The sequence below is a fragment of the Streptomyces sp. NPDC001770 genome (genome assembly GCF_053596135.1).
Window position 1 is genome coordinate 109,313 of record NZ_JBSFFN010000015.1, and the last position, 26,328, is coordinate 135,640.

The window sequence follows — 26,328 nt, forward strand, 5'->3', positions numbered from 1 at the left end:
AGCGGTGTGCTCTTCGTACTGACGCAAAGTGATCGTATGGATGTCATGCCGCAGCAGGACCCGGATCCCCGCACGATGCCGTCCGTCCCTCCCCACCCGCACGACGGGCCCGGGTGGGAGGAGCCGCCCGAGGGCGGGCCGCCCCGGGACCCTGCCGACGGGGGCCCGCCCCCCGACGGCCCCGAGGTGCAGCCCCCTCCCCCCACCCTGCGTACCTCGCTGCGGCGGGCCGCGGTCGGGGCGGTGGCCGCCGGGGTGCTGGTGGCGGGCGCGCTGGTGGCCGTACCGGAGGACGCCCAGCCCCCCGCCGCTGCACCGGGGGCGGCGGACCGGGCCCGGTCGGCGGCGACGGCCGGGGCGCCGGCCTCGCTCTCCGACCTGACGGCCCTGATCGGCGACCGGCAGAGCTGGGTGCGGAGCCACCCGGCGGACGCCCCGGCCTGGGCGGCGCTCGGTTCGGCGTACGTGGAATGGGCCCGGCGCTCCGCGGACTTCGGGTACTACCCGCGCGCCGAGCAGGCCCTGAAGCGCTCGCTGGCGGCTGAGCCGGGCGACCGCGGCAACGGCGCGGCCTGGGTGGGACTGGCCGAACTCGCCGACGCCCGGCACGACTTCCTGGCGGCGAAGAAGTGGGGCGAGACGGTCCGGGACCGCGCGCCCGCCACCTGGACGGTGTACCCGGCGCTGATCGACGCGTACAACGGGCTCGGCGACTACGAGGCGGCGGGCACGGCCACCGAGAAGTTCGCCGCCCTGCGCAAGGGCGCGCCCGCCCTGGGCCGTACCGCGGAGCTGTACCGCGACCGGGGCTGGCGCGAGGACGCGCTCGCCACCGCGCAGGAGGCCGCCGACCGCTCCGTCACCCCCGCGCAGAAGGCGGAGGCCCTGCACCGCCTCGGCGACCTGGCCCGTGAGCGCGGCGAGGCCGGGGAGGCGTTGGCCCAGTACGACGCGGCGCTCCGCATCGACCGGGGCCACAACGCCTCGCTCGCCGGCCGGGCCCGCGCGCTGACCGCCCTGGGCCGCACCGACGAGGCGATGGCGGAGTACCAGCGGGTGCTCCAGCGCCTCCCGCGTCCCGAGTACGCCCTCGAACTCGCGGAGCTGTACGAGTCGTCGGACCTCGACGGGGACGCCGCCAGCCAGTACGCGACGTTCCTGAGGATGGCCGCGGCGGCGGAGCGGAACGGCGTGGACGAGACGCTGCCGCTGGCCCGTTACGAGAGCGACCACGGCGACCCGGAGGCGGCCGTGGCGCGGCTGCGCGCCGCGTGGGAGGGGCAGCGGCGCGGCTCGGAGGTCGCGGACGCGCTCGGCTGGGCGCTGCACCGGGCGGGGCGTTCGGAGGAGGGCATGGAGTTCGCCCTGAAGGCGGCCGACAGCGGGCTCCGCAGCGCCTCGTACGCGTACCACCTGGGCGTGATGGAGGCCGAGTCGGGCGATGCCGGGGCGGCCCGCCGCCATCTGGAGGAGGCCCTGCGCACCGACCCGGCGTTCTCGCCGCTGGATGCCCCGGCGGCCCGGCGGGCGCTGGACAAACTGGGCGAGCCGGCCGGGGGCGGCCCGCAGGACCTGGGGGCCGCACCGGACCCGGACCCGGATCCGGACCCGGCAGCGGCGGCCCCCGAGCCGCAGCGCGAGGCGCCCGCCGAGCCCCCGGCGCCGGCCACACCCGCGGCTCCGGAACCGGCACCCGCTCCGGTACCGGCCGCTTCCGCCGCCCCGGCACCGAAGGCGTCCGCCGTGCCCGTCGCGCCGGAGAAGGGGGCCCCGGCGGCGTGACGCGCGACGGCGGACGCCGGATGGCGGTCAGTTCGCGTCGGCGGCGACCCAGAAATAGCAGTTCGACGTGATCGCGGAGTCGTGGGTGGCGTCGCTCGAACGGACTCGCCATCCGTACCGGTAGCCCGGTTCGAGGGCCGGTACCTGGACCGAGACGGTGCCCGACCCGGTGACGGACGCGCTGGCCGACCCGGCCTCGCCCATCACGATGGGCTGCGGCCGGGTCTGGTCGGAGCTGTTCCAGATCGAGAACTCGCCGTGCACCGGGGCGCCGGGGTCGGTGTGGCCGACGTACGCCTGGAGCTTCGGGGTCCGGGTGGACAGGGTGCCGACCGGCGCGCCGTAACAGCCGGTGGAGGCGGGCACGTCGGCGGCCGGAACGGTCGTCATGGCGCCGGGGAGCATCGGGACGTCGGCACCGGCGAGTCCGCCGTAGAGGGGGGCGTGGTCGGAGAGGCCCGAGGGCATCAGGGTGGTCGCGTAGTCGGCCCGGTCGGCCATCTGGGTCCAGGAGTCGCAGTTGGCGAACCCGGCCGTGGAGAAGATGTAGTCGAGCTTGATCGGGGTGTACGTCACCGCGTCGACCTTGCCGTCGGAGCCCGTGGCGGAGCGGGAGTAGAACGTGGGTTCGTTCGCCGCCTCCCCGGCCGTGTGGACCTCGGCGTCGCACTCGGCGAAGCGGTCGTAGAGGGGCTTCAGGTCACCGGTGGGCGAGCCCTGGTACGCGCTGTTGAAGTCGCCGCCGACCACGAGGTCGGTATCGCCCGCGACCACGCCCAGGACGGTGGCCACCTCGGCGCTCAGGTCCGCCTTGCCAGCGGGCATGTGCAGCCCGCACACGCGGGATTTCCAGCCGTCGACCCGCACACAGAGCATCTTCGACTGGCTCGACGCGGACGAGCGCGGGGCGAGTTCGGTGATCGTGGTGCCGGTGATGTGGCCCTTCACGGCGACCGCGATGCCCAGGGTGCCGTGCAGGTCGCCCCGGCAGTCGGTGCGCCCGTCGGGCCGCTCCATCGGGGCGACGGCGAACTCCCACAGCGGGCTCCTGGGCGCCTCGTCGCCGACCAGGGCCTTCTTGAGCAGATCGAGATGGCTGTCGCCCTGCGGCGAGTCGAAGCAGATCTCCTGGAGCAGCAGCGCGTCGATGTCCCTGCGCTGGGCGGCCTTGGCGATGGTGTCCGCCTTGAGGGCGGCGTACGGGCGGAACGGGCAGTAGCCCGCGTCGAGCGGGGTGGCACCGCCCGCCTCGCCGCAGACGTTCCAGGTCATGACCCGGAGGGGCTGGGTGGTGGCGGCGGGCGTGGAGGTGACGGCGGTGGCGGCCTCGGAGACCGTCCGGGGCGCCGCGGACGCCGGGGCCTCGTGCTGTCCCCCGGTGACGCCGAGGACGGCGAGCAGGAGCAGCACGGTCAGGGTTCTCAGCAGCACGGCTGTGCGGGACATACGGGCGGCTCCAGCGGTTCGGTCAGCGCGCAGCGGCGCGGACGGAGTGACGTGAACCTCCGCATCCTGCCACTGGACCGAACTCTCAACTCCACTTCCGCACAGGGGAGTAGACCCGCACGGCGCGGCAGGCGCCCGGTCAGTCGCGGCCGGCGGTGGCGTCGCCGTTGACGGTGGTGAGCGTGAGGGCGGGTCCGGCCGCGTCGGTGGTGGTGGGCACGGTCACCGAGGTGGTGCCGTTGCGGGTGGTGGCGGTGACGCGGTAGGCGGGGGCGCTGTGCGGCAGCGACACCCGGACCGAGCCGTTGGTGGTGGCGGCGGTGAGCGGGGACGGTGCGGTGGTGCTGGTGAGGGTCACGTCCCCGTTGACCGTCCCGGCGTTCAGCCGGCCGGAGCGCAGGTCCCCGGCGCGTACGGAACCGTTGCGGGTGGTGAGCCGGACGGTGGCGCCGTCGCGGCCGGACCGTACGACGGTCACGTCCCCGTTGACGGTGGTGAGGTCGAGCGGCGCGGCGACCCCGGCCACGTCGATGCCCGCGTTCCGGGCGGTGACGGTGACGGAGGCGAGGGCGGGCACGTCGACCACGGGCATCCGGGGGCACGTCCCGCCACCGTCGCGGTCGTCGCCGTCGCCGTCCCTGTCGTCACCGTCCACGTCGCCGTCACCGTCCGCGTCGTGGCAGGTCAGGTCGAGCACCCAGGTGTCCCCCCGGTGCGACCAACGGGCCCCCACCTGCGGGTCGGTGACGGCGTGCTTCCCGTCGGCCGGGCGGAGCCGCACCCCGTTCTCCGTGGTGATCACCAGCCGGGCGTCCCCGCCGAGGTCCGGGGCGGTCACGGCGTCGTCGGGGTGCGTACGGAAGTCCCCGTCGTGCCCGTCGCACGCGGCGAGGAGCGGGAGAACCACCAGCAGGGGGGCCAGGCGGCGTACCGTCCGGGAGGAAGTGGCGTTCATGGTGGCCGTCTTCCCCGGGACGGGCGGTCCATGACGCGGGACGGGCCGGCCATGACGCGGCGGAGCCCGCACCCCGGCCGGAGGTGCGGGCCCCGGCGTACCTGATCCACCGGTGTACCGGCGTCGTACCGGCGTACCGCTCAGAGGTTTCCGCGCCGCTCCTGCTCGCGCTCGATCGCCTCGAAGAGGGCCTTGAAGTTGCCCTTGCCGAAGCCCATCGAGCCGTGCCGCTCGATCATCTCGAAGAAGACGGTCGGCTTGTCCTGGACCGGCTTGGTGAAGATCTGGAGCAGGTAACCGTCCTCGTCGCGGTCGACCAGGATCTTCAGTTCGCGCAGGGTCTCCACCGGGACGCGGGTCTCGCCGGCCCATTCGCCGAGGGTGTCGTAGTACGAGTCGGGGGTGTCGAGGAACTGCACACCGGCGGCGCGCATCGCGCGGACGGAGGCGACGATGTCGTTGGTGGCGAGCGCGATGTGCTGGACGCCGGCGCCGCCGTAGAACTCCAGGTACTCGTCGATCTGCGACTTCTTCTTCGCGACGGCCGGTTCGTTGATCGGGAACTTGACCTTCAGGGTGCCGTCCGCGACGACCTTCGACATCAGGGCGGAGTATTCGGTGGCGATGTCGTCGCCGACGAACTCCTTCATGTTGGTGAAGCCCATGACCTGGTTGTAGAAGGCCACCCACTCGTTCATCCGGCCGAGTTCGACGTTGCCGACGCAGTGGTCGACGGCCTGGAAGGTGCGCTTCGCCGGGGGCTGGACGATCGGGTCGGCGGCGGCGAAGCCGGGGAGGTAGGGGCCGTCGTAGCCGCCGCGCTCGACGAGGGTGTGGCGGGTGGTGCCGTACGTGGCGATGGCGGCGAGGACGACCGTGCCGTGCTCGTCCTTGAGCTCGTGCGGCTCGGTGATGCCGCGCGCACCGTGCTCGACGGCGTACGCGTACGCGGCGCGGGCGTCGGGGACCTCGATGGCGAGGTCGATCACGCCGTCGCCGTGGGCCGCGACGTGCTCCTCCAGGAAGGTGCCCCAGTCGGTGGACGCCTTCACGACGGAGGTGAGGACGAAGCGGGCGGAGCCGTTGGTCAGGACGTAACTCGCGGTCTCGCGGCTGCCGTTCTCCGGTCCGGAGTAGGCGACCAGCTTCATGCCGAAGGCCGTCGAGTAGTAGTGCGCGGCCTGCTTGGCGTTGCCCACGGCGAAGACGACCGCGTCCATTCCCTTCACCGGGAAGGGGTCGGCCTGCCGGGCGGTGTCGGGCGTGGTGTGCAGAGTCTCTGTCATGGTCCGAGGCTCCCCTCGCGCGGCAAGGTGCGCAACAGTTGGCGTTTTCGCTGCACAATCCGTCCAGTGAGACGCCAGTATGGGCGGGCTGTCTGTACATGATGACCATCACATCCGAAGGGCCGGGACGCACCGTGGGGATCGACCGTCTGGACGGGGACTTGATCGTGCTGCTGGCCCGGGAGCCCCGGATCGGGGTGCTGGAGGCGTCCCGGCGGCTGGGGGTGGCGCGCGGCACGGTGCAGGCGCGCCTCGACCGCCTTCAGTCGAATGGAGTCATCCGGGGGTTCGGGCCGGAGGTGGATCCGGCGGCGCTCGGGTACCCGGTCACCGCCTTCGCGACGCTGGAGATCAAACAGGGTCAAGGCGTCGACGTACGGGCCCACTTGGCCGGTGTACCGGAGGTGCTGGAGCTGCACACGACGACCGGGCACGGGGACATGCTGTGCCGGCTCGTGGCGCGTTCGAACGCCGATCTTCAGCGCGTCATCGACCGGGTTGTCGGTTTTGATGGCATCGTCCGGGCCTCCACGGCGATCGTCATGGAGAACCCCGTCCCGCTGCGCGTCATCCCGCTCGTGGAGCAGGCCGCGAGGGACACCGACTGATCCGAGGGAGTGCGTCGCTTGAGCTTCTGGGAGTACGTGACGACCCGGCACCAGCAACTGCTCACCGACGCCTTCCAGCACGTCAGCGCCGTCTTCCAGTGCATGGTCATCGCGACGGTGCTGGGGGTGGTGATCGGGGTGGTCAGCTACCGCAGTGGCTGGGGCGGTTCGTTCGCCATCACGTCGACGGCGACGATCCTGACCATTCCCTCGCTGGCGGCGATCGGTCTGCTGATCCCGCTGGTCGGGCTGGGTGTGGCGCCGACCGTGATCACCCTGACGATGTACGGGCTGCTGCCCATCGTCCGTAACTCGATCGTGGGGCTGCGCGGGGTGGACCCGTCGCTGGTGGACGCGGCGAAGGGCATCGGGATGTCGCGGATCGCGCGGCTGTGCCGGGTGGAGCTGCCGCTCGCCTGGCCGCCGATCCTCACCGGCATCCGGGTCGCCACCCAGATGCTGATGGGCATCGCCGCGATCGCCGCGTACGCCTCGGGTCCCGGGCTCGGCAACGAGATCTTCCGGGGCATCGCCTCGCTGGGCAGCGCCAACGCCATCAACCAGGTCCTCGCCGGCACGCTCGGCATCGTCATTCTCGCGCTTCTCTTCGACGCCGCGTACGTGCTGCTCGGGCGGCTGACCATTCCCAGGGGGATCCGTGTCTGAGACCGCTGCCGACGCCACCGCCGAGCCGGACGCGGCGGCCGAGACCTCCGGGGCGACGATCCAGCTGGAGAACCTGACCAAGCTGTACCCGGGCAACCCGAACCCGGCCGTGGAGAACGTCTCCATGGACATCAAGGCGGGCGAGACGGTGATCTTCGTGGGCCCGTCCGGCTGCGGCAAGTCGACCACGCTGAAGATGATCAACCGGCTGATCGAGCCGTCTTCAGGCCGGATCCGGATCGGCGACGAGGACGTCACGGACATGGACCCGGTGAAGCTGCGCCGGAAGATCGGGTACGCGATCCAGTCCTCCGGGCTCTTCCCGCACATGACGGTCGCCGACAACATCGCCCTCGTACCGAAGATGGTCGGCTGGTCGAAGCGGAAGGTGAAGGACCGGGTCGAGGAGATGCTCGACCTGGTGGGGCTCGACCCCCGGGAGTTCCACGGCCGCTACCCGCGCCAGCTCTCCGGCGGCCAGCAGCAGCGCGTGGGCGTGGCGCGGGCTCTCGCCGCGGACCCGCCGGTGCTGCTGATGGACGAGCCGTTCGGGGCCGTCGACCCGATCACCCGCGACCACCTCCAGGACGAGCTGATCCGGCTCCAGCACGAGCTGCACAAGACGATCGTGTTCGTCACCCACGACTTCGACGAGGCGATCAAGCTCGGCGACCGGATCGCGGTGCTGCGGGAGCGTTCGCACATCGCGCAGTTCGACACCCCGGAGGCGATCCTCACCAACCCCACCGACGACTTCGTCTCCGGCTTCGTCGGGGCGGGCGCGGCGCTGAAGCGGCTCAACCTCACCCGGGTCCGGGACGTGGTCGTCGCCGACTTCCCCACGGTGACGGTGGACGACCCGCTCCAGGACATCTTCAACAAGCTGCGCAGCGGTCCGCACAACGAGCTGCTGATGCTGGACCGCAAGAACCGCCCGTACAAGTGGCTGCGGCGCGGCGACCTGATGCGGGCGCGCGGTTCGCTCGCGCGGGCCGGGCAGCTGGTGCACGACACGGTGACCCGGGACGCCACGCTGCACGACGCGCTGGAGGCGGTGCTCACCGACAGCGGGGGGCGGGCCGCGGTGACCGGGCGGCGCGGGGAGTTCGTCGGGGTGGTGGACATGGGCACCCTGATGGACAACGTGCAGGAGCTGCTGGAGGCGGACCGGCTCACGGCGATGGAGCACCAGCACCAGCTGGAGGAGCTGCGCAGCCATCAGACGGAGCAGGAGCTGGAGGGGGGTGGCGGCGCATGAGCCCCAGCAGCCGCCAGGACCGCGACTCGTCCGGCCGGGACCGGGTTCCGGCCCGGCCGCCGGGTGAGCACGACGTCAAGGGGGTGGCGTTCCGGGACGAGGAGAGCGAGCCGCCCCCTCCCCCGGCGCGTCCGCCGCGCCGGATCACCTGGCAGAAGCTGGTGGTGCTGCCGCTGGTGCTGGCCGCGGTGCTGGTGGCGACGTACTTCTGGATCAACACCATCACCCTGGACTCCATCGCGGAGAACTCGATCGCGGGCGACACGGTGGAGCTGCGCTGGTGGCAGCACGTGCGGCTGACGGCGATCTCGACGTTCTGGGTGCTGATCATCGCGATTCCGCTCGGCATCGCGCTGACCCGCAGGGGCCTGTCGCGGTCCGCTCCCCTCTTCACCGCGATCGCCAACATCGGCCAGGCCACCCCGGCGATCGGTCTGCTGGCCCTGCTGGTGATCTGGCTGGGCATCGGGCCGTCCACGGCGATCACCGGCATGGTGATCTACGCGGTGCTTCCGGTGCTCTCCAACACGGTGGCGGGGCTCAAGTCGATCGATCCGACGCTGGTGGAGGCCGCGCGGGGCATCGGGATGTCGGGTACGGGGACGCTGGCGAAGGTGGAGCTGCCGCTCGCCGTCCCGCTGATCCTGGCGGGGGTGCGGACGGCACTGGTGCTGAACGTGGGTACGGCGACGCTGGCCACGTTCGGCGGCGGAGGCGGGCTCGGCGACCTGATCACCTCGGGCATCCAGACGCAGCGCATGCCGGTGCTGGTGCTGGGGTCGGTGCTGACGGTGGTGCTGGCGCTGCTGGTGGACTGGCTGGCCTCGCTGGTGGAGCTGGTGCTGACGCCGCGCGGACTGGAGGCACCGTGAGGACGCGGGCGGGGTCCGGGCTCGCGGGGTCCGGGAAGGTGGCCGGGTACGGGTTCGTGGCGTCCGGGGCCGCGGGGCGCGGGGTCGCCGGGTCCGGGTTCGCGGGGCGCGGTGGGCGCGGGGCCCGTCGCCGGCGTACCGCGGCGGTCGGGGCCGTACTGCTGGTGCTGGCACTCGCCGGGTGCGGGCTGAAGAGCGGGTCGCCGATGGCGGACGAGGTGGAGCCGGGTTCGGTGGGCGCGGGCGAGCCGCTGAAGGGCGCCTCGCTCACGGTCACCTCGAAGAACTTCAGCGAGAACATCATCCTCGGCCAGATGATCGGCCTGGTCTTCAAGGCGGCCGGCGCCGAGGTGCTGGACCGCACCAACCTCCCGGGCTCGATCAGCGCCCGCGAGGCCATCGTGCAGGGTGACGCGGACGCGATGTACGAGTACACCGGCACCGGCTGGATCACCTACCTGGGCAACGCGGAGCCGATCGACGATCCCGAGGAGCAGTGGAAGGCGGTACGCGACGCCGACCGGCGCAACGGGGTGACCTGGCTCCCCCAGTCGACGCTCAACAACACCTACGCGCTCGCCATCAGCCGGAAGAAGAACGCGAAGTACAAGCTGAAGGACCTGTCCGACGTGGCGGCGCTGGCGAAGAAGGACCCGTCGGCGGTGACGGTCTGCGTGGAGAACGAGTTCGCCTCCCGCGACGACGGCCTGCCCGGGATGGAGAAGGCGTACGGGATGTCCCTGCCCGCCGCGAACATCCGCAAGATGGACGCCGGGATCATCTACACCCAGGTGTCCAAGTCCGACTCCTGTCTGCTGGGCGAGGTCTTCACGACCGACGGCCGGATCAAGGCCATGAATCTGGACGTGCTCGCCGACAACAAGCACTTCTTCCCGAACTACAACGCGGCGCCGGTCATCCACACCGCGACCTTCGACAAGTACCCGGTGATCGCCGACCTGTTGGACCCGGTGAGCGCGAAGCTCACGACCGAGGTCGCCCAGGAGCTCAACGCCAAGGTGGACGTGGAGGGCGCGGACCCGCACACGGTGGCGCTGGAGTGGCTGGTGGAGGAGGGGTTCATCAAGGAGGGGTGAGGGGGCGGCGCCCGTACATGCAAAGGCCCGTTGCGGAGACTCTTCGCAACGGGCCTCCGTGCGTCTGGGCCACGCACCCGTCGAGAGCTACCGCGGCCGGGTCGCCGAGGACGCCGAAGGCTCGGCGCCGGTCCACGCCCGCGTCCGCCTCTTCCCGCTCGGGGAGTGACCGTGGCCGGGGGGAAGCACCAACCGGGTTCCGCGCCGCCCCCCACGCGTCGGCGCACCCCGTTCGCCGCCGTTCTCGTACTCAGCAGCTGGGGACGCTCGCGCCGCGGTCCAGGGCGTCGAGCGCGGACACGGCGCCCTTGAGGGTGGTGACCGGGATCAGCTTCAGCCCCTTCGGGAGCTCCGCCGTCGCGGCGCCGCACTCGGCCTTGGGCACGAGGAAGACGGTCGCGCCGTCCCGCCGGGCGGCCTGGGTCTTCAGGGAGACCCCGCCGACGGCGCCGACCGTGCCGTCCGCCGCGATGGTGCCCGTACCGGCGACGGTGCGGCCACCGGTGAGGTCGCCGCCGGAGCCGTTGCCGTCGAGCTTGTCGATGATGCCGAGGGCGAGGAAGAGGCCGGCGCTGGGGCCGCCGATGTCGCCGAGATCGAGGGAGAACGTCATCGCCCCCTGCTCACGGTCGAGGTAGTTGAGGGCCGCGTCGACGGCGACGTCCTGGGACTCCTTCATGTCGTTCAGGTTGTGCTGCTCGATCTGCTTCACGGAGCCGCCGGTCGGGTAGACCGAGTCGCGCGACATGACCGCCCGGTCGGTGCGGAACCAGCTGTCGACCAGGTCGCCGATGCGTACGTCCGCGGTGGGCCCGGTGGCGACGATCGTCGTCATCCGCAGTTGGCCTTCGGTGGTACGGGTGGGCGCGCCGGTGATGGTGATCACGGGCTTCCCGTCGGCCTTGCCGAGGACGTTCGCCGTGGTGCCCGGCTGGGCCAGCGTGAACGGCAGCGGGGCGAGGGCGGCGGTCCCGAACAGGGCGAGCACCGGCAGCGCGCAGAGCGCGAGGGTGCGGGGGCGCGTAGGACGAAGGGGCACCCGGCCAATCTATCGGTCGGTGTGCCCCCTCCCGGGCGCCGGGCCCGGAGGCCCGGCGGGTGCGGGCGGCCGGGCCGCCGCGCCCAAACCGTACGAAACCGAAGGATCGTGAACCTGTCAGTAATAAGGCGTCGTCGAGGAGCCTCTCATCTCAGGGCGTCGGCGACCTCGCGGGCCGCGTCCAGCACCCGGGGGCCGACCCGCTCCGGGATGCAGTCCGCGAGCATGACCACGCCCACGCTGCCTTCCACTCCGGAGACCCCGACCAGCGGTGCCGCGGCGCCGCTCGCGCCCGCTTCCAGCTCCCCCTTGGTGAGGGTGTAGCCGGGGTGGTCGACGACGGTGCGCTGCCGTGCGGAGAGGATGGCCCGCCCCGCGGCGCCCTGGTCCAGGGGGTGACGGAAGCCGGCCCGGTACGCGACGTGGTAGTCGGTCCAGGTGGGCTCCACGACGGCGACGGCGAGCGCGTCCGAGCCGTCGACGAGTGTGAGGTGGGCGGTGGCCCCGATGTCCTCGGCCAGCGAGCGCAGCGCGGGCAGCGCCGCCTCGCGTACGAGGGGGTGCACCTGGCGCCCGAGGCGCAGCACGCCGAGTCCGACCCTGGCCCGGCCGCCGAGGTCGCGGCGTACGAGGGTGTGCTGTTCGAGTGTGGCGAGCAGGCGGTAGACGACCGTGCGGTTGACGCCGAGCCGGTTGGACAGCTCGGTGACGGTAAGCCCGTGGTCGGTGTCGGCAAGCAGTTTGAGGACACGTAGTCCTCGGTCGAGTGTCTGGGAAGTCTCCGCGGTCACAACCCGTCCCCTCCGAGGGTGAGCGACGGCGGCCGGCTCCACGCACACACGACGCCGGTCCCAGCGGCGACGCACGGAGAGGCCGCCGGTCTGGCCTGGCCGTCCCGCGATTCCACCTTCGCCCGGGGGCGCGGTGCGTACGGGTACGGCCTGGTGCCGGCTGCGCTCCGCGGCGACGTTGCCACGGGGCGTTCACATATGTTCGGACAGTAGCGACGCAGTCCGCTGAGCGGAAGACCTCGTCCAGAATCCGGTCCGCTGGCGCTCCTCCCCCGCATAACCGCCGGTCAGCGCGAGACCGTCCGGAAACCGGACGTCTACGCGCGTCCAGGTCGCACGACGCGGAGCGTGACGACGGGCACCATTGGTAAACCGGCGTTAACAGTACGTAACAAAAAATCATGCTTCGCTGAGGCTACGTAGGCCGTACTCGGCCATGCGTGTGCCCTCCTTCTCGGCCATGCGCGGCGCCGGACCGCAGCGCGCCCGAGGGCATCCCGCCGGACGCGCCGGGCCCGAACTGCCGTACGACGGCGGCCCGGTGCCCCGGCGGAATCCTCCGCCGGGGCACCGGGCCGCACGCACCCGTCACGCGGGAAACCCCCGGACGGTCACTTCATCCGGGTCGCCCACTCCTGGACCTTCTTGATCCGGTCCTGGATCTGCCCCGCCGTCGCCTCCGCGCTCGGCGGTCCGCCGCAGACCCGGCGCAGCTCGGTGTGGATCACACCGTGCGGTTTGCCGCTCTGGTGGGTGTAGGCGGAGACCATGGTGTTGAGCTGCTTGCGCAGGGAGAGCAGCTGCTTGTGGGTGACGACCGGGCGGGCCTCGGCGGGCTTCTCCAGGAGGTCGGCCTCGGCGGCGGGCTTCGAGCGGCTGTGCGCGATCTGCCGGGTCTGCCGCCGCTGGAGCAGCAGCTGCACCTGGTCGGGTTCCAGGAGGCCGGGGATGCCGAGGTAGTCCTGCTCCTCCTCGCTGCCGGGGTGGGCCTGCATGCCGAATTCGGCACCGTCGTAGAGCACCCGGTCGAAGACGGCGTCGGACTCCAGCGCCTCGAAGGGCAGCTGCTCCTCGGTCTCCTCGTCCTCCAGCCGTTCGGCGTCGGCGAGGAGTTTGTCCTCCTCCGCGAAGGGGTTCTCCTCGTCGCTGCCCTTCTTCGGCTTGTCGAGGACGTGGTCGCGTTCGACCTCCATCTCGTTGGCGAAGTCGAGCAGCATCGGGATGGTGGGGACGAAGACGGAGGCCGTTTCGCCGCGCCTGCGGGACCGTACGAAACGGCCTACCGCCTGGGCGAAGAAGAGCGGGGTCGAGATCGTCGTCGCGTAGACGCCGACCGCCAGGCGGGGGACGTCGACGCCCTCGGACACCATGCGGACGGCGACCATCCAGCGCGAGTCGTCCGCGCTGAACTTGTCGATGTTCTTCGAGGCGGCCTTCTCGTCGGAGAGGACCACGGTCGGCTTCTCGCCGGTGACGGACTTGAGGATCTTGGCGTAGGCGCGGGCCGACTCCTGGTCGGTGGCGATGACCAGGCCGCCGGCGTCCGGGATGCCCTTGCGGACCTCGGTGAGCCGCTTGTCGGCGGCGGTGAGCACGTTGGGGATCCAGTCGCCGGTGGGTGACAGGGCGGTGCGCCAGGCCTGCCCGATGGCGTCCTTGGTCATCGGTTCGCCGAGACGGGCGGCGATCTCGTCGCCGGCCTTGGTGCGCCAGCGCATGTTGCCGCTGTAGCTGAGGAAGATCACGGGGCGGACGACGCCGTCGGCGAGGGCGTTGCCGTAGCCGTACGTGTAGTCGGCGGAGGAGCGCCGGATGCCGTCGTTGCCCTCCTCGTACGTCACGAAGGGGATCGGGTTGGTGTCGGAACGGAACGGGGTGCCGGTGAGCGCGAGCCGCCGGGTGGCGGGGTCGAACGCCTCCTGGCAGGCCTCGCCCCAGGACTTCGAGTCACCGGCGTGGTGGATCTCGTCGAGGATGACGAGGGTCTTGCGCTGCTCGCACCGGTTGCGGTGCAGCATCGGGCGTACGCCGACACCGGCGTACGTCACGGCGACGCCGTCGTACTCGCGGCTCAGCGGCCCGGCGCTGTACTCCGGGTCGAGCTTGATCCCTATCCGCGCGGCGGCCTCCGCCCACTGCTTCTTGAGGTGCTCGGTCGGCGCGACGACGGTGACCTGCTGCACGACGTGGTGGTGGAGCAGCCACGAGGCGAGGGTCAGCGCGAAGGTGGTCTTTCCGGCGCCGGGGGTGGCGACCGCGAGGAAGTCGCGCGGCTGCTCCTGGACGTACCTCTCCATGGCGCCCTGCTGCCAGGCTCGCAGCTTGCCCGCGGTGCCCCAGGGGGCGCGGCCGGGAAAGGCGGGTGAGAGGTGGTGGGAGGCGGTAGTAGTCACGGTCTCCGGTTCGGGTCTCTCGGGTACGTGGGGTGCTGCCGGTACCGCCCGGGACACCCGGTACGCGATACGACAACCGGGCCACCTTACCGGGGGGCCGGGCGGAACCCCGTACGAACGAGGCGTGGTTCGGGCCGGTTGAGACGCTCTTCACAACCGGCCCGGCGGGTGCCCGCGGAGCTCGGACGGCGCGCGGAGGCGGATGCCCGCGGAGCTCAGGCGGCGCGCGGAGCCCGTACCCGGGTCGCCACCCAGGCCCCCACCAGGGCGACCGCCGCCATGGGCAGGAAGACCGCCGCGAAAGCCCCCGGGTGGGACGCCGAGGCGCCGGCTTCCGCGGTGTCGTGGACGGCGCCCACCGCGCCGCCGCCGAGCGCCGCGAAGGCCGCGCCGCCGATCGCGAGGAGCAGGACGTTGGAGAGGCCGTCGGAGATCTGGAGGGCGGCGGAGTTGGCGCCCGCCTCCTGCGGGGTGGAGAGTTTGAGCATCATCACGCTGGTCGAGGCGATCACCATGCCCATGCCGAAACACCCGACCGCCCAGGCGGCGGCCACGGTCCAGGCGGGCACGGAGTGGATCAGTACGGAAGGCGCGGCCAGGATCGCCACGGTCACCATGAGCATGCCGACGAACATCAGCCGCTCCCGGTGCGGCTCCATCCGGGGCCGGGACTGGATGAACGAGCCGAGCGCCCAGGTGCCGCCGCCCGCCGCGAGCGACAGCCCGGCCATCGTCGGGCTCAGCCCGCGCTGGGTCACCAGCATCAGCGGTACGAAGGACTCGGCGGCGATGAACGACCCGGCCGAGACCCCGCGCAGCAGCACCACGGCGGGCAGCCCGCGTACGGCGCGCGCGGTGCCGGTGGGCAGCAGCCCCCGGACGGCGGGGACCAGCAGCGCGATCCCCGCGACGGCGGGCAGCAGAGCGAACCAGTCCAGTTCCTGCCCGGCGTACTGGAGCAGCCCCGCGCCCGCCGAGACGCCGAGGGCGAGCCGGATGCGCCGGCGGTCGAAGGGCTGCGCGCCCTCGGCCTCGTCCGCCGGGCCGGAGGCCCTGCGCCGGATCGCGGGCAGCGCGAGGGCCAGCGGGAAGACGATGAGGACCGGGATGCCCGTGAAGACCCAGCGCCAGCCGAGGTGCTCGGTGACGGTGCCGGAGGCGAGCGGCCCCACCACGGAGGGGATCACCCAGCTCGCGGCGAAGGCAGCCATGATCGCGGGGCGCAGGCGCTCCGGGTAGGCGCGGCCGACGACGACGTACAGCGCGACGATCACCAGTCCGCCGCCGAGCCCCTGGACGGCCCGGCCCGCGATGAACATCCACATCCCGGTCGCGCCGCCGGAGAGCAGCAGTCCGGCGGCGAAGGCACTGATCCCGGCCGCGAGGGGGCCGAGCGGCCCGCTGCGGTCGGCCCACTGCCCGGAGAACACCATGGCGAAGAGGCTGGTGGTGAAGTACGCGGAGAAGGCGAAGGCGTACAGCGGGACCCCGTGCAGCTCGCGCGCGGCGACGGGCATCGCGGTGCCCACGGCGGTCGCCTCGAAGGCGATCAGCAGGACGACGGAGACGATCCCGATGCTCAGGGCGCGGTAGGTCCGGCCCAGCACGCCCTCGGTGGAGTCCCCCGCGCGGTCCCCGGCCCCTCCGGTCCGCGCGCCCGTGGCCAGGACGTCGGCGGGTATGTCGTCGGCGGGCAGGGCGGCGGGCGCGACATCGGCGTCGCGCGGGTCCAGGGCGGTCATCGCACCAGGGTAAGGGGCAAACGCCCGGTTGATCCCTGTCGCAGGGAGGGGGCGGGGTGGTCCGATGGTCGTAGGTCTCCCGTTCGGACCGGGCTGGACCGGGGAGCGGGGCCGGCCGCCGTGCGTCGGATCCCGCCGGGTCAGGGAGCGGGGCCGGCCGCCGTGCGTCGGACCCCGCCGGGTCAGGGAGCGGGATCCGGTGCCGTGCGCGGCGGGGCGGAGGAGGAGGTCGGGGACGGCTCGGCGAGGACGCCGCGGACCGCGTCACGCAGCCAGCGCTGGGCGGGGTCGTTGTCGAGACGGGGGTGCCAGCTCATGTGGTAGCGCAGCGGGGGGATCTCCTGCGGCGCGGGCAGGATGCGCAGCGCGGGGTCGGAGGCGTGTTCGGCGGCGATGCGGTGAGGGAGGGTGGCGACGAGGCGGGTGCCCGGTACGGCCAGGGGGGCCACGGAGTGGTACGGCACGGACAGGCCGGCCGTACGTGGCCTGCGGAGCTGGTCCAGCAGATCGTCGACCGCGGTCTGCCGGCCCCCGACGGTGGCGACGATCACGTGCCTGGAGGAGAGGTAGTCGTCCAGGGTCAGTCCCGGTCCGTGGGCCGGTCCCGGTTCGTGGGCCGGTCCCGGTTCGTGGGCCAGTGGGTGGTCGTGCGCCATGACGCACATGAACCGGTCGTCGAACAGGTGCTCGCTGCGCAGGCCGGGTGAGGGCTTCCTGGTGGCGTAGAAGAGCAGGTCCACGAGGCCGTGGTCGATGTCCTCGAAGACGCCGTCGTGCCACCTGCCGAAGTCCAGGGTGGAATGCGGCGAGTCCCGGAAGACGCGCCGGCAGAGGGCCGGGACGAAGACCGAGGCGTAGTCGGTCCCGGCGATCCGGAAGGCCTCGGCCGCGTCCGCCGGTTCGAAGGTCTCCGGTGCGAACAGCGTCTCCAGCCGTGGCATGACCCCGCCGAGCTGACGCTGGATCCGTTCGGCGCGCGGGGTGAGCCGGTAGCCGCCCGGCGTGCGGACCAGCAGTTCGTCCCCGAAGGCGTCCCGCAGCCGTTGCAGGGCCCGGCTCATCGCCGGCTGGCTCGTCCCGGCCAGCTCGGCGGCACGGGAGACGTGCCGCTCCGCCAGCAGAGCCGCCAGGGGGCCGAGCAGGTTCAGGTCGGTCCGCTCGATATGCGTCATGCGCATATTCTGTATGCCAACGATTCATTGGACAAATAGTTCCGGCGTGGCGAAGGGTGGTACCGACGAGAGGTCGTCGCAGCGTGCGACAGAACGCCGCGACGACTCGCACACACAGGGAGCGGACATGACGGATACGTCGCGCGACGGGCACGGCGTCGCCACGGTGACCGGCGGATCGAGCGGCTCGACGGGCGGGGCCATCGAGTCCGGGTCCCGGCTCGCCGCCGTCGTCGACCTGCTGCGCACCTCCCCGCTCGACCTGGGCGGTGACCCGCGCAGGATGCGGCTCGTCTTCGACGAGATGATCGCCTCCCATCCCGTCCCCGCGGACGTGCGGACCACGGCGGCCGGCCTCGGCGGCGTGCCCGCCCTCACGGTCACCGCGGGCGACGGCGATCCTTCGGGGACGGTGCTGTTCTTCCACGGCGGCGGCTACGCCCTCGGGTCCGCCGCCGCGAGCGTCAACCTGGCCGCCGACATAGCCCGCCGCTCCGGCACCACCGTGCACACGGTGGACTACCGGCTCGCACCGGAGAACCGCTTCCCGGCAGCCGTCGACGACGCCCTCGCCGCCTACCGCGGGCTGCTCGAACGCGGTGTCCCGGCCGGGACGATCGCGGTGAGCGGCGAGTCCGCCGGCGGAGGACTCGCCCTGGCCCTGCTGGTCGCGGTCGAGGAGGCCGGGTTGCCGCAGCCGGCGGCGGCCGCCGTTCTCTCCCCCTGGGTGGACCTCACCCAGTCCGGCCGCAGTCACGAGACCAAGGCCTCCTTCGACCCGGCCCTGACCCGGCAGGCGCTGACCATCCGTGCGGACGACTACCTCGCGGGCGCCGACCCCCGCTCGCCCCTCGCCAGCCCCCTCTTCGCCGGTCTGCGGGGACTGCCCCCGCTGCTCATCCAGGCCGGAACCCACGAGGTCCTCCTCGACGACGCGCTCCGGCTGGCCGCCAGGGCCGCGGACGACGACGTGGCGGTCACCTTGCAGACGTTCCCGGGCGCGCCCCACGTCTTCCAGGGCTTCGCCGCCGTCCTCCCCGAAGGCGCGCGGGCCCTGGACGACGTCGCAGCCTTCCTGCGGAGCCACCTCGGCGGCCGGCCGGCCTGACCGGGAAGCGGTCGCCCCCCGAAGCGGCGGAAGCGACCGGCCGGCGCCCAGCGCCTCGGCCGGGGCTCCAGGGCGCGGAGCGCCGAAAGGGGCCGGGCGGGGCCAGGTGGGCCCGGCAGGGCCGGGTGGGGCCAGGTGGGGCCGGCAGGGCCGGGTGGGGCCGGGTGGGGCCGGCAGGGCCGGGTGGGGCCGAGTTGGGGCCAGGTGGGCCGGACGGGGCCAGGTGGGGCCGGCAGGGCCGGGTGGGGCCACTGTGAACGGCGTATGGCAGTCGCATTGCGGGCCCGTCGAACCCCTTGAGCCCGCCGCCCCGGGCCCGTACGGTCGTGACAACACCGAGGCACCACACCTCGGCCGTGTGCCCGAGAGGTTCAGGGGCTCGACTGCAACTCGAGTTACACCGGTTCGAATCCGGTCACGGCCTCAAGAAGAACGCGGCGCTCGCGCCGTACGGAACACGGCGGCGGCCGTCCCCATGGTGCGGGGACGGCCGCTTTCGCGTGCTCCGGGCACGCGCCGGTCCGGCCCGCCCCCACACCGGAGCGCGGGACGGGCCGGACGGGGGACGGCGGCGGCCTCAGCCCTTCGGTGCCGCCGCCACCGCTGCCTGCGGCCGGACCGGGAGGCGGTTGATCGGGCGGCCGGTCGCGGCGCGGACGGCGGCGGCCACCGCCGCCGGGGAGGTGACCACCGGCACCGCCGAGACGGGCTTGGCGCCGAAGGGGGCGACCACGTCGCGCTCCTCGACCAGCTTCACGATGCGGATGTCCGGGGCGTCCAGGGCCGTCGGCAGCGCGTAGCCGGTGAGGTCGGGGTGGCGGACCAGGCCCTTGGCGGTGCGGAGGTTCTCGGTGAGCGCGGCGCCGATGCCCTGGGTGACGCCCGCCTCGATGCGCGCGGCGAGCTGGGCCGGGTTGAGGACCCGGCCGACGTCCTGGGCCACGGCCATCTCGACGACCCGGACCGAGCCGAGCTCGATGTCGACGTCGACCACCGCGCGGACCGCGCAGAACGCGAGTCCGACGAAGGCGTCGCCCTGGCCGGATTCGTCCAGCGGCTCGGTGGGGTGCGGGCGGCACTGGGCGGTCGCCCAGAGCTCCTTGCCGTCCAGCGCCTCGGTGACCGTGGTGGAGAGCACCCCGTCGTACGAGGTGATCTTGCCGTCGGCGATCTGGAGGAGCTCCACGGACATGCCGAACTTGTGCGCCAGCGGCTGGAGAAGCTGGGTGCGGACCATCTTCGCGGCGCGCTCCACGGCCCCGCCGGAGACCCAGGTGTGGCGGCCGTGGGCGGCCGGTCCGGCCGGGGGCTGGTCGGTGTCGACGGAGGCGACGTGGACCTCTTCGACGCCGAGGGTCTCCTGCACGATCTGGCGGGCGAGGGTGGTGAAGCCCTGGCCGGTCTCGACCGCGGCGCAGAGCACGGTCGCGACGCCGTCGTGGACGCGGACGGTGGCGGTCGAGACCTCGTCGGTGCCCTCCGCCCCCAGCATGTGGACCATGCCCAGCGCGTAGCCGACACCCCGGCGGACGGCTCCGGGCTCGCCGGCGCCCTCCGGGCCGCCCGGCAGCAGCCACTCCTCCTCGGGGGTGTCCTTGGGCAGCGTGGGCAGCGGGAAGTTCCGTACGGCTTCGAGGAGTTCGGCCACCGGGGCCGGGCAGGTGACGGTCTGGCCGGTGGGCAGGATGTCGCCGGTGGAGAGGGCGTTGCGGGCCCGGATCTCGGCGGGTTCAATGCCCAGCTTGGCGGCCAGCTTGTCCATCTGGCCCTCGTACGCGGCGCACACCTGCATCGCGCCCTCGCCCCGGACGTGTCCGGAGGGCGGGTTGTTCGTACGGACGGCCCAGCCCTCGATGAAGGCGTGCGGGACGACGTACGGTCCGCAGGCGAACGCGACGGCCGCCGCGAGGGATTCGGAGGACGCGTCGGCGTACGCCCCGGCGTCCAGCAGGATCTGGGCCTCCACCTTGACCAACCGGCCTTCGGCGTCCGCGTGGTGGCGGTAGCGCAGCAGGGTCGGGTGGCGGTGGGAGTGGCCGAGGAAGGACTCCTCGCGGGTGGCGGCGAGTTTCACCGGGCAGCCGGTGCGCAGGGCGAGCAGGCCGAGCGGGATCTGGAAGCCGGGGTCCTCGCGGTCGCCGGTCGCCCCGGGGACGCCGGTCACCACGACCCTTACCCGGTCCGGTTCGAGGCCGAAGCAGGCGGCGGCGAGGTCGCGGTCGGTGTGCGGGTCGGTGGAGGCGGTGTACAGCTCGACGCCGCCGTCCGGCCGGGGCACGGCGAGTCCGGCCTCGGCGCCGATGGGCGCGGGGTCCTGGCGACCGATGCGGTAGAGGCCGTCCACGACGACCTCGCCGGTGGCCTCGGGGTCGCCGTAGCGGAGCGGGATGTGGCGGACGAGGTTGCCGTCGGGGTGGAGCGGTTCGGCCTCGAACGCCTTCTCCGGGTCGGTGACGGGCTCCAGGACCTCGTACTCGACGGCGATGGCGGCGGCGGCGAGGCGCGCGGTGTCCGGGTGGTCGGCGGCGACGGCGGCGATGGCCTCGCCGTGGTGGCGCACCAGGTCGGAGGCGAAGACCGGGCGGTCCACGACGTGGCGGCCGTAGAGGGACTCGCCGGGAATGTCCTGGTGGGTCACGACCGCGCGCACCCCGGGCATCTCGGCGGCGGCCGTGGTGTCCACGGACACGATCCGGGCGTGCGGGTGCGGAGACCTGAGCACGGCCGCCCAGAGCAGGCCCTCCGCCCAGAGGTCGGCGGCGTACGGGAAGGTGCCTTCGGCCTTCGCCCGGACGTCGGCGTGCGGCAGCGAGGCGCCGATGCCGAGTACGGGCGCCTCGGGGCCGGGGGTGCCGGACGCGCCGTCGGTCCGGGGCAGGGTGGTGCTGGTCGCGTTGGCCGCGGTGGCCGCGTCGCTGGTCACGCCGCCTCCTTGTCGTTCGCTCCGCCGCGGCGGCGGCTGGGGGTGCCGGTGACGATGACCTGAGGGCCGGCGTCGCGGTGACGCCGGTACGCCGGGCGCGCGTCCACCGAGGTGGACGCGCGGAGACCGGTACGGACGGACGGGGAGGGGGCGGCGGGGCTCACCGCGCGTCTCCCTGGTGCGGCGGGGCCTGGACGCCACCGGCGCCGGGTGCCGCCTGGTGCGGGATGCGCGCCTCGGCGGCCTCCGGGGCACCCGCGGCCGCCTCGGCGCTCGCGGCGCGGGACGCCACGACGTCGCGTACGGCGTCGAGCACGCCCCGGTAGCCGGAACAGCGGCAGAGGTTGCCGCAGAGCGCCTGGCGCGTCTGGAGCTCGCTGGGGGCGTGGTTGCCCTCCAGCAGGTCGTGGACGGTCATGGCCATGCCGGGGATGCAGAACCCGCACTGGACGGCTCCGCACTTCGCGAGTGCGCGCTGCACGTCGGAGGGTTCCCCGTCGACGGCGAGCCCCTCCACCGTCCGGACCTCGCTGCCGGCGGTGGTGGCCGCCGGGACGAGGCAGGAGGCGACGAGACGGCCGTCGACCTGGACGTTGCAGGCACCGCACTCGCCCTGCGAGCAGCCGTCCTTGGCGCCGGCCAGACCGAGCCGCTCGCGGAGCACGTAGAGCAGCGACTCGCCGATCCAGGCGTCGGCGACCGGGCGGTCGACGCCGTTGACGTGCAGGACGTACGAGGCGCTCGGGTGCTCGCTCGCCGGCGGTACGGCCTCCGGCGCGGGCAGGGCCCCCTCGGCGGCGAACCTCTCGGGCGCGAACTCCGCGGCCGGGACGGGGACTTCGCCCTCGGCCGGGGCGGGGTGCGAGCCGCCGTCCGGCGCGTCCGGGGCTCCCGGCGCGTCCAGGGCCTCCGCGCGGTCGGGGCCCCCCGGGGCTTCGGGGGCGGCCTCCGGCGCGGTTGCGGGTCCGTCCCCGGCCTCCGCCACGTCCGCCTCCGGGGCGTCCGGTACGGGGGTGCCGGCCGCGTCCACCGGCTGCCCGTCGGGCAGTTCGGCGTCCGGTCCGGGGTCCGCCCCGGAGTTCGGCTCCGCGTCCGCCGTGGACGCCGGGGCGGGGTCCTGCTCGAACTCCGGCTCGAACTCCGGCGTCGGCTGCGGCTCCTGCCGCGGCTCCGGCACGAGCGCCTGTTCCGCCGCGGGCTCCGGCGCGGGCTCCGGCGCGGGCTCCGGCTCCGGCGCCTGTTCCGGTACGGCGAACTCCTGGGTCGCCCAGGGCGCGGGCGCACCTCCCGGCAGCGTGGCCGGCGGGGTGGTGCCGGTGTACCACTGGTTCAGGGCCGGGGATGCGGCGAACTCCCCCGACTCGTCCGGCAGTTCTCCGTCGGCGACCGGGATCGTCCACTGTCCGGTGTGCCCGACGGGGTCCGCGTGCCCGGTGTGGTCCGCGCGCCCGGAGAGGTCCACGTGCCCGGTGTGGTCCGCGTGCCCGAGGTGCTCGGCGTGCGCGGGGTGCTCCGCGTGCCCGGAGAGGTGCACGTGCCCGGTGTGGTCCGTGTGCCCGAGGTGGTCGGTGGTGTCGTCGTGGACCTGGCCGCCGCCGTGCTCGCCCTCGTAGGGCCGCTCCTCGTAGGGCTGCGCGTAGGCGCCGGGCGCGGTGTACGGCGGGTACCCCTCGTGGCTCGGGGCCGTGTCGTAACCCGAGGGCACCCCGTAGGCCGAGGCGCCGGTCCCGTCCGCCCCCTCCGCGCCGCCGAAGTTCCACTGCGCGGTGTGGTGCCCGGTGGAGTGGGTCTGCTCGTACGGGGCGTACGGGCTCTGCTGGTTCGGGTCCGGCCAGTGCACCGCGTCGGGCGCGCCCGCACCGTCCCGCGGGTGCTGTGCGTCCGGGTGGTCCTGCTGCGGCCGCGCGTTCCAGCCGCCTCCGGCGGCCGGGTCGTGACCGGCGGCGGGCGTCAGCGGCAGGATCATCGGCGGTACGTAGCCGTGGCCGGGGGCGGCCAGCGGGGCGTCGGCGAGGTCCTCCGGCGACAGGTGGACGAAGGCCGTCGCGTCGGCGTCGTACTCGCCGCTCTGGCGCGTCGGCTGCCAGGACCCGTAACGCGGCTCGGGGTCGTACTCCCCCTGCTGTCCGTGCTGTTGGGGGTTTTCCTCGTTGGTCACGACAGTGCCCTCCCCAGCGCGCGTCGGGCCAGCGCGGCGACGGTGCGCCGCAGGTGCAGAACGGCGGGTGGCAACGGTGGTGGCGCCTCCCCTTCGGCCGACGGTACCTGGTCCGGGATGCAGGCCGCGGCGACGTACTCGCCGAAGGCGGCGAGGGCGTCGGGGGCCAGACCGCGCGCCCCGTCCCAGTCGATCAGCGAGGCGATCCACCGCTCGGCCTCCAGCGGGCGCAGCGGCATCGGCGCGATGGCACCGACCGCGCACCGCACTCCGCGGCGGGCCGGGTCGAGCACGATCGCGACGGACGCCATGGCCCGGCCGGGTCCGGTGCGGCCGGTGGCCTTGAGGAACACCTGCGGGGCGTGCAGCAGCGGTACCCGGACGAAGGCGATCAGTTCGGCGGGTTCGAGCAGTTCGCGCCCGGCGAGCAGGTAGGAGACCGGCATCTCGCGGCGGCGGCCGCCGGGTCCCGCGATGACCAGTTCCGCCTCGAGGGCGGCCAGCACGGGCAGGGTGTCGCCGCTCGGCGCCGCGCTCGCGATGTTGCCGCCGAGGGTGCCGGCGTTGCGGATCTGGGGCGGACCCGCGGCGCGTGCGGAGGCGGCGAGCGCGGGGATCAGCGCGGCGAAGTCGGGGCGGCCCATGCGGGCGTGGGTGAGGCCGGCGCCGAGGAGGGCGTGGCCGTCCTGGTAGTTCCAGCCACGCAGCTCGCTGATGCGGCCGAGTCCGACGAGCCCGGAGGGGCGCAGCAGCCCCTGGTTGACGGCTGCCATGAGGTCCGTGCCGCCGGCCACCGGGACCGCGGCGGGCATGGCGCCGAGAGCCGCCACAGCCTCGTCGATCGATGCAGGCATTGTCACCGACTGCGTCGCCTGCGGTGCGTGCGTGGTCAACCCAGCTGCCCCTTCCCGGTGTCCAGGCCCTCCGGCCCGTTCCGCCGTACGGTACGTGCTCACAGCCCGGACGTGGCAACTCTGGCACATCTTCCGGCAGGTCCGGCGCGAGGGTCCACGAAGGTTGTATCCGTCACCGAACGGACCGAAAATCCTGGTTCGTACTACTTCGGTACGGGGTGCGAATGGCCACTCCTCGGCGCGTCGTGGACGGCCGGACGCGGGGGCGCGGAGAACCGTTCGTCCCTGACGGCACGCGGTGCGGGACGGTCCGGGCCGGTCCGCCGGCTCCGGGCCGAACGCAAAGTTTCGGCCAACTCGCGCATCGCCCGGACCGCGTCCGAATCGGTCCTCCGGCGCTCCCGTACGGCCGGACCACCCCCGGATTCCGCCGGACCGGGGGCGGAATCGGGGGCGGGCGGAATCACACGACCGGGGGTGCGCCTTCGAGGGGGTGGCCGCCGATTCCGGGGCGGCGCTGCCACGGCAGCGGGCCGCCCGGCGGGCGGTAGCCGACGCCCAGGGCGTCCAGGCGGGCATAGTGCGTGTCCATACGGGCGGTGAATCCGGCGAAGTCGCGGGCGGCGGGGGCGGGCAGTTCGGTCCAGGCGACCTCGGCGAGGGCGGCGAGGCGCGGGTAGACCTGGTAGTCGACGCGGGCACGGTTCTGCATGACCTCGGTCCAGGCGTTGGCCTGGGTGCCGAGGACGTGCCGGGCGGCCTCCTCGGAAAGGCCCGGCGGCACCGGCTCGAAGCGATAGATGTCCTCCAGGCTGCGGACCCAGCCGATGGGGATCGGTTCGTCGGGGCCGCCGTCCTGCCGGTAGTCGAGGTAGACCTGCTGCACCGGGCACATCACCACGTCGTGGCCGGCCTCGGCGGCGGCGACGCCGCCCGCGTACCCGCGCCAGGAGGAGACGGCCGCGCCCTCGGCGAGCCCGCCCTCCAGGATCTCGTCCCACCCGATGAGCCGGCGGCCCCGGGCGGTGAGCCAGCGGTCGAAGTGACGGATGAACCAGGACTGGAGGCCGTCCTCGTCGCCGACGCCGAGTTCCTCGATCCGGGCCTGCGCGGCGGGGGACGCCTTCCACTCGTCCTTGGGGCACTCGTCGCCGCCGACGTGCACGAAGGGCGAGACCTCGGCGGGGAAGAGGTCCAGGATCTCCTCGAACACGCCCTCGTAGAACCGCAGCACGGCCTCGGTGGGGGCCAGGACGTGGGTGCTGACGCCCCAGCGGTCCCAGGGCGTGAGGGCGGCGGTGTCGGTGACGTCGGTGTTGCCGAGCTCCGGGTAGGCGGCGATGGCGGCCTGCGAGTGACCGGGGATCTCGATCTCGGGGACGACCCGGATGTGCCGCTCGGCGGCGTACGCGACGATCTCGCGGATGTCGTCCTGGGTGTAGAAGCCGCCGTACGGGGTCTCGTCCCAGAGGTCGGAGGAGCGGTGGCCGTACTTGGTACGGGACCGCCAGGCGCCGCGCTCCGTGAGACGCGGGTGGCGCTTGATCTCGACGCGCCAGCCCTGGTCGTCGGTGAGGTGGAAGTGGAAGACGTTCAGCTTGTGCGCGGCCAGCAGGTCGAGGTGGCGCAGCACGTCGTCCTTGGGCGTGAAGTGGCGGGCGACGTCGAGCATGAAGCCGCGCCAGGCGAAGCGCGGGGCGTCCTCGATCTCGACGGCCGGGACGGCGGGCCGGGCGCCGGGGGCGACGGGGGCGCGGCGGAACGCCCCGGGGCCGAGGAGCTGACGGAGCGTCTGGGCGCCGTGGAGGACCCCGGCGGGGCCGCCGCCCGCGATCGTCACGCCGGTCGCCGCCCCGGCGGTCAGCCGGTACTCCTCGGGCTCCAGCGTGGGGTCGGTGACCAGCTCCACCGCTCCGGGGCCGCCGCCCTGCCCCGGGGCGAGCGGGAGACCGAAGGCCGCGCCGAGGGTGGAGCGCAGCAGGCGCTCGGCCGGCCCGGCGCCGGGGCCGGCGGTGAGGGTGGTGGCCGTGTCCAGGACGAACGGGGCGTCGCCGCCCGTGCGGACGCGGCGGGGCGCCGGCACGAGGCCGAGGGCCGTGACCGTGTCGGCGGGCGCGTCCGCGCCCGCCGGGGAGAACGTGTCCGTGTGCATGGGGCGCATCCTTCATCACACCGGCC

20 protein-coding genes and 1 tRNA gene are annotated in these 26,328 nt (G+C 73.5%); 8 read left to right on the plus strand and 13 right to left on the minus strand.

Going from position 1 to position 26,328, the window contains the following annotated elements; translation table 11 throughout:
- Nucleotides 1-36: 36 nt before the first annotated feature.
- Nucleotides 37-1,782: a tetratricopeptide repeat protein gene (locus ACWCSV_RS16085; protein ID WP_451142569.1), complete on the plus strand. Its 1,746-nt coding sequence runs from the start codon at nucleotides 37-39 to the stop codon at nucleotides 1,780-1,782.
- Between the two features lie 27 nt (nucleotides 1,783-1,809).
- Here ACWCSV_RS16085 and ACWCSV_RS16090 read toward each other — a convergent pair whose 3' ends face one another.
- The 3 genes from ACWCSV_RS16090 to hppD form a co-directional block, all read right to left on the minus strand.
- Nucleotides 1,810-3,228 carry an endonuclease/exonuclease/phosphatase family protein gene (locus tag ACWCSV_RS16090; protein ID WP_451142571.1) on the minus strand — a complete coding sequence of 473 codons (1,419 nt, stop codon included), beginning with the start codon at nucleotides 3,226-3,228 and terminating at the stop codon, nucleotides 1,810-1,812.
- A 139-nt stretch (nucleotides 3,229-3,367) separates the two neighbouring features.
- Nucleotides 3,368-4,183 carry a DUF4097 family beta strand repeat-containing protein gene (locus ACWCSV_RS16095; protein WP_451142573.1) on the minus strand — a complete coding sequence of 272 codons (816 nt, stop codon included), beginning with the start codon at nucleotides 4,181-4,183 and terminating at the stop codon, nucleotides 3,368-3,370.
- Nucleotides 4,184-4,323: 140 nt separating this feature from the next.
- On the minus strand, nucleotides 4,324-5,469 hold the full coding sequence (gene hppD / locus ACWCSV_RS16100; protein WP_451142575.1) for a 4-hydroxyphenylpyruvate dioxygenase: 1,146 nt from the start codon (nucleotides 5,467-5,469) through the stop codon (nucleotides 4,324-4,326).
- Between the two features lie 134 nt (nucleotides 5,470-5,603).
- Between hppD and ACWCSV_RS16105 the strand changes: the two genes are divergently transcribed.
- From ACWCSV_RS16105 to ACWCSV_RS16125, 5 genes are all read left to right on the plus strand, one after another.
- The gene (locus ACWCSV_RS16105; protein ID WP_451142670.1) at nucleotides 5,604-6,077 is read left to right on the plus strand and encodes an Lrp/AsnC family transcriptional regulator; all 474 of its coding nucleotides are present in this window, start codon (nucleotides 5,604-5,606) and stop codon (nucleotides 6,075-6,077) included.
- An 18-nt stretch (nucleotides 6,078-6,095) separates the two neighbouring features.
- Entirely contained in the window at nucleotides 6,096-6,743 is a 648-nt protein-coding gene (locus ACWCSV_RS16110) for an ABC transporter permease (protein WP_327176034.1), read from the plus strand.
- Entirely contained in the window at nucleotides 6,736-8,001 is a 1,266-nt protein-coding gene (locus ACWCSV_RS16115; RefSeq protein WP_451142577.1) for a betaine/proline/choline family ABC transporter ATP-binding protein, read from the plus strand. The genes ACWCSV_RS16110 and ACWCSV_RS16115 overlap by 8 nt, the downstream gene beginning before the upstream one ends.
- Nucleotides 7,998-8,873, plus strand: a complete 876-nt coding sequence (locus ACWCSV_RS16120; RefSeq protein ID WP_451142579.1) for an ABC transporter permease — start codon at nucleotides 7,998-8,000, stop codon at nucleotides 8,871-8,873. The genes ACWCSV_RS16115 and ACWCSV_RS16120 overlap by 4 nt, the downstream gene beginning before the upstream one ends.
- Nucleotides 8,874-9,031: 158 nt before the next feature.
- Entirely contained in the window at nucleotides 9,032-9,970 is a 939-nt protein-coding gene (locus ACWCSV_RS16125; RefSeq protein WP_451142672.1) for a glycine betaine ABC transporter substrate-binding protein, read from the plus strand.
- Between the two features lie 250 nt (nucleotides 9,971-10,220).
- Here ACWCSV_RS16125 and ACWCSV_RS16130 read toward each other — a convergent pair whose 3' ends face one another.
- The 5 genes from ACWCSV_RS16130 to ACWCSV_RS16150 all read right to left on the minus strand — a co-directional run bounded on the left by ACWCSV_RS16130 (nucleotide 10,221) and on the right by ACWCSV_RS16150 (nucleotide 17,107).
- On the minus strand, nucleotides 10,221-11,009 hold the full coding sequence (locus ACWCSV_RS16130) for a S16 family serine protease (RefSeq protein ID WP_451142581.1): 789 nt from the start codon (nucleotides 11,007-11,009) through the stop codon (nucleotides 10,221-10,223).
- A gap of 146 nt (nucleotides 11,010-11,155) precedes the next feature.
- The gene (locus ACWCSV_RS16135; protein ID WP_451142583.1) at nucleotides 11,156-11,800 is read right to left on the minus strand and encodes an IclR family transcriptional regulator; all 645 of its coding nucleotides are present in this window, start codon (nucleotides 11,798-11,800) and stop codon (nucleotides 11,156-11,158) included.
- 611 nt (nucleotides 11,801-12,411) lie between these two features.
- A complete protein-coding gene (locus ACWCSV_RS16140; protein ID WP_450773887.1) occupies nucleotides 12,412-14,193 on the minus strand; it encodes a DEAD/DEAH box helicase in 1,782 nt (593 codons plus the stop codon).
- 215 nt (nucleotides 14,194-14,408) lie between these two features.
- Nucleotides 14,409-15,935: an MFS transporter gene (locus ACWCSV_RS16145; protein ID WP_451142585.1), complete on the minus strand. Its 1,527-nt coding sequence runs from the start codon at nucleotides 15,933-15,935 to the stop codon at nucleotides 14,409-14,411.
- Between the two features lie 182 nt (nucleotides 15,936-16,117).
- Entirely contained in the window at nucleotides 16,118-17,107 is a 990-nt protein-coding gene (locus tag ACWCSV_RS16150; protein WP_451142587.1) for a LysR family transcriptional regulator, read from the minus strand.
- 127 nt (nucleotides 17,108-17,234) lie between these two features.
- Here ACWCSV_RS16150 and ACWCSV_RS16155 point away from each other — a divergent pair, with 127 nt between their 5' ends.
- Nucleotides 17,235-18,215 (plus strand): alpha/beta hydrolase fold domain-containing protein, encoded by a 981-nt coding sequence (locus tag ACWCSV_RS16155; protein ID WP_451142589.1) that lies wholly within the window; start codon nucleotides 17,235-17,237, stop codon nucleotides 18,213-18,215.
- A 352-nt stretch (nucleotides 18,216-18,567) separates the two neighbouring features.
- A tRNA-Cys gene (locus tag ACWCSV_RS16160) sits at nucleotides 18,568-18,639 on the plus strand.
- Nucleotides 18,640-18,792: 153 nt separating this feature from the next.
- Here ACWCSV_RS16160 and ACWCSV_RS16165 read toward each other — a convergent pair.
- The 5 genes from ACWCSV_RS16165 to ACWCSV_RS16185 form a co-directional block, all read right to left on the minus strand.
- The gene (locus ACWCSV_RS16165) at nucleotides 18,793-21,138 is read right to left on the minus strand and encodes a xanthine dehydrogenase family protein molybdopterin-binding subunit (protein ID WP_451142591.1); all 2,346 of its coding nucleotides are present in this window, start codon (nucleotides 21,136-21,138) and stop codon (nucleotides 18,793-18,795) included.
- The gene (locus ACWCSV_RS16170; protein WP_451142593.1) at nucleotides 21,135-21,302 is read right to left on the minus strand and encodes a hypothetical protein; all 168 of its coding nucleotides are present in this window, start codon (nucleotides 21,300-21,302) and stop codon (nucleotides 21,135-21,137) included. Before ACWCSV_RS16170 ends, ACWCSV_RS16165 begins: the two co-directional genes overlap by 4 nt.
- Nucleotides 21,299-23,296, minus strand: a complete 1,998-nt coding sequence (locus ACWCSV_RS16175) for a 2Fe-2S iron-sulfur cluster-binding protein (RefSeq protein ID WP_451142595.1) — start codon at nucleotides 23,294-23,296, stop codon at nucleotides 21,299-21,301. Before ACWCSV_RS16175 ends, ACWCSV_RS16170 begins: the two co-directional genes overlap by 4 nt.
- Nucleotides 23,293-24,189: an FAD binding domain-containing protein gene (locus ACWCSV_RS16180; protein WP_451142597.1), complete on the minus strand. Its 897-nt coding sequence runs from the start codon at nucleotides 24,187-24,189 to the stop codon at nucleotides 23,293-23,295. The genes ACWCSV_RS16175 and ACWCSV_RS16180 overlap by 4 nt, the downstream gene beginning before the upstream one ends.
- A 424-nt stretch (nucleotides 24,190-24,613) precedes the next feature.
- Nucleotides 24,614-26,302, minus strand: coding sequence for a beta-N-acetylhexosaminidase (locus ACWCSV_RS16185; protein WP_451142599.1), 1,689 nt, complete (start codon nucleotides 26,300-26,302; stop codon nucleotides 24,614-24,616).
- Nucleotides 26,303-26,328: the final 26 nt, after the last annotated feature.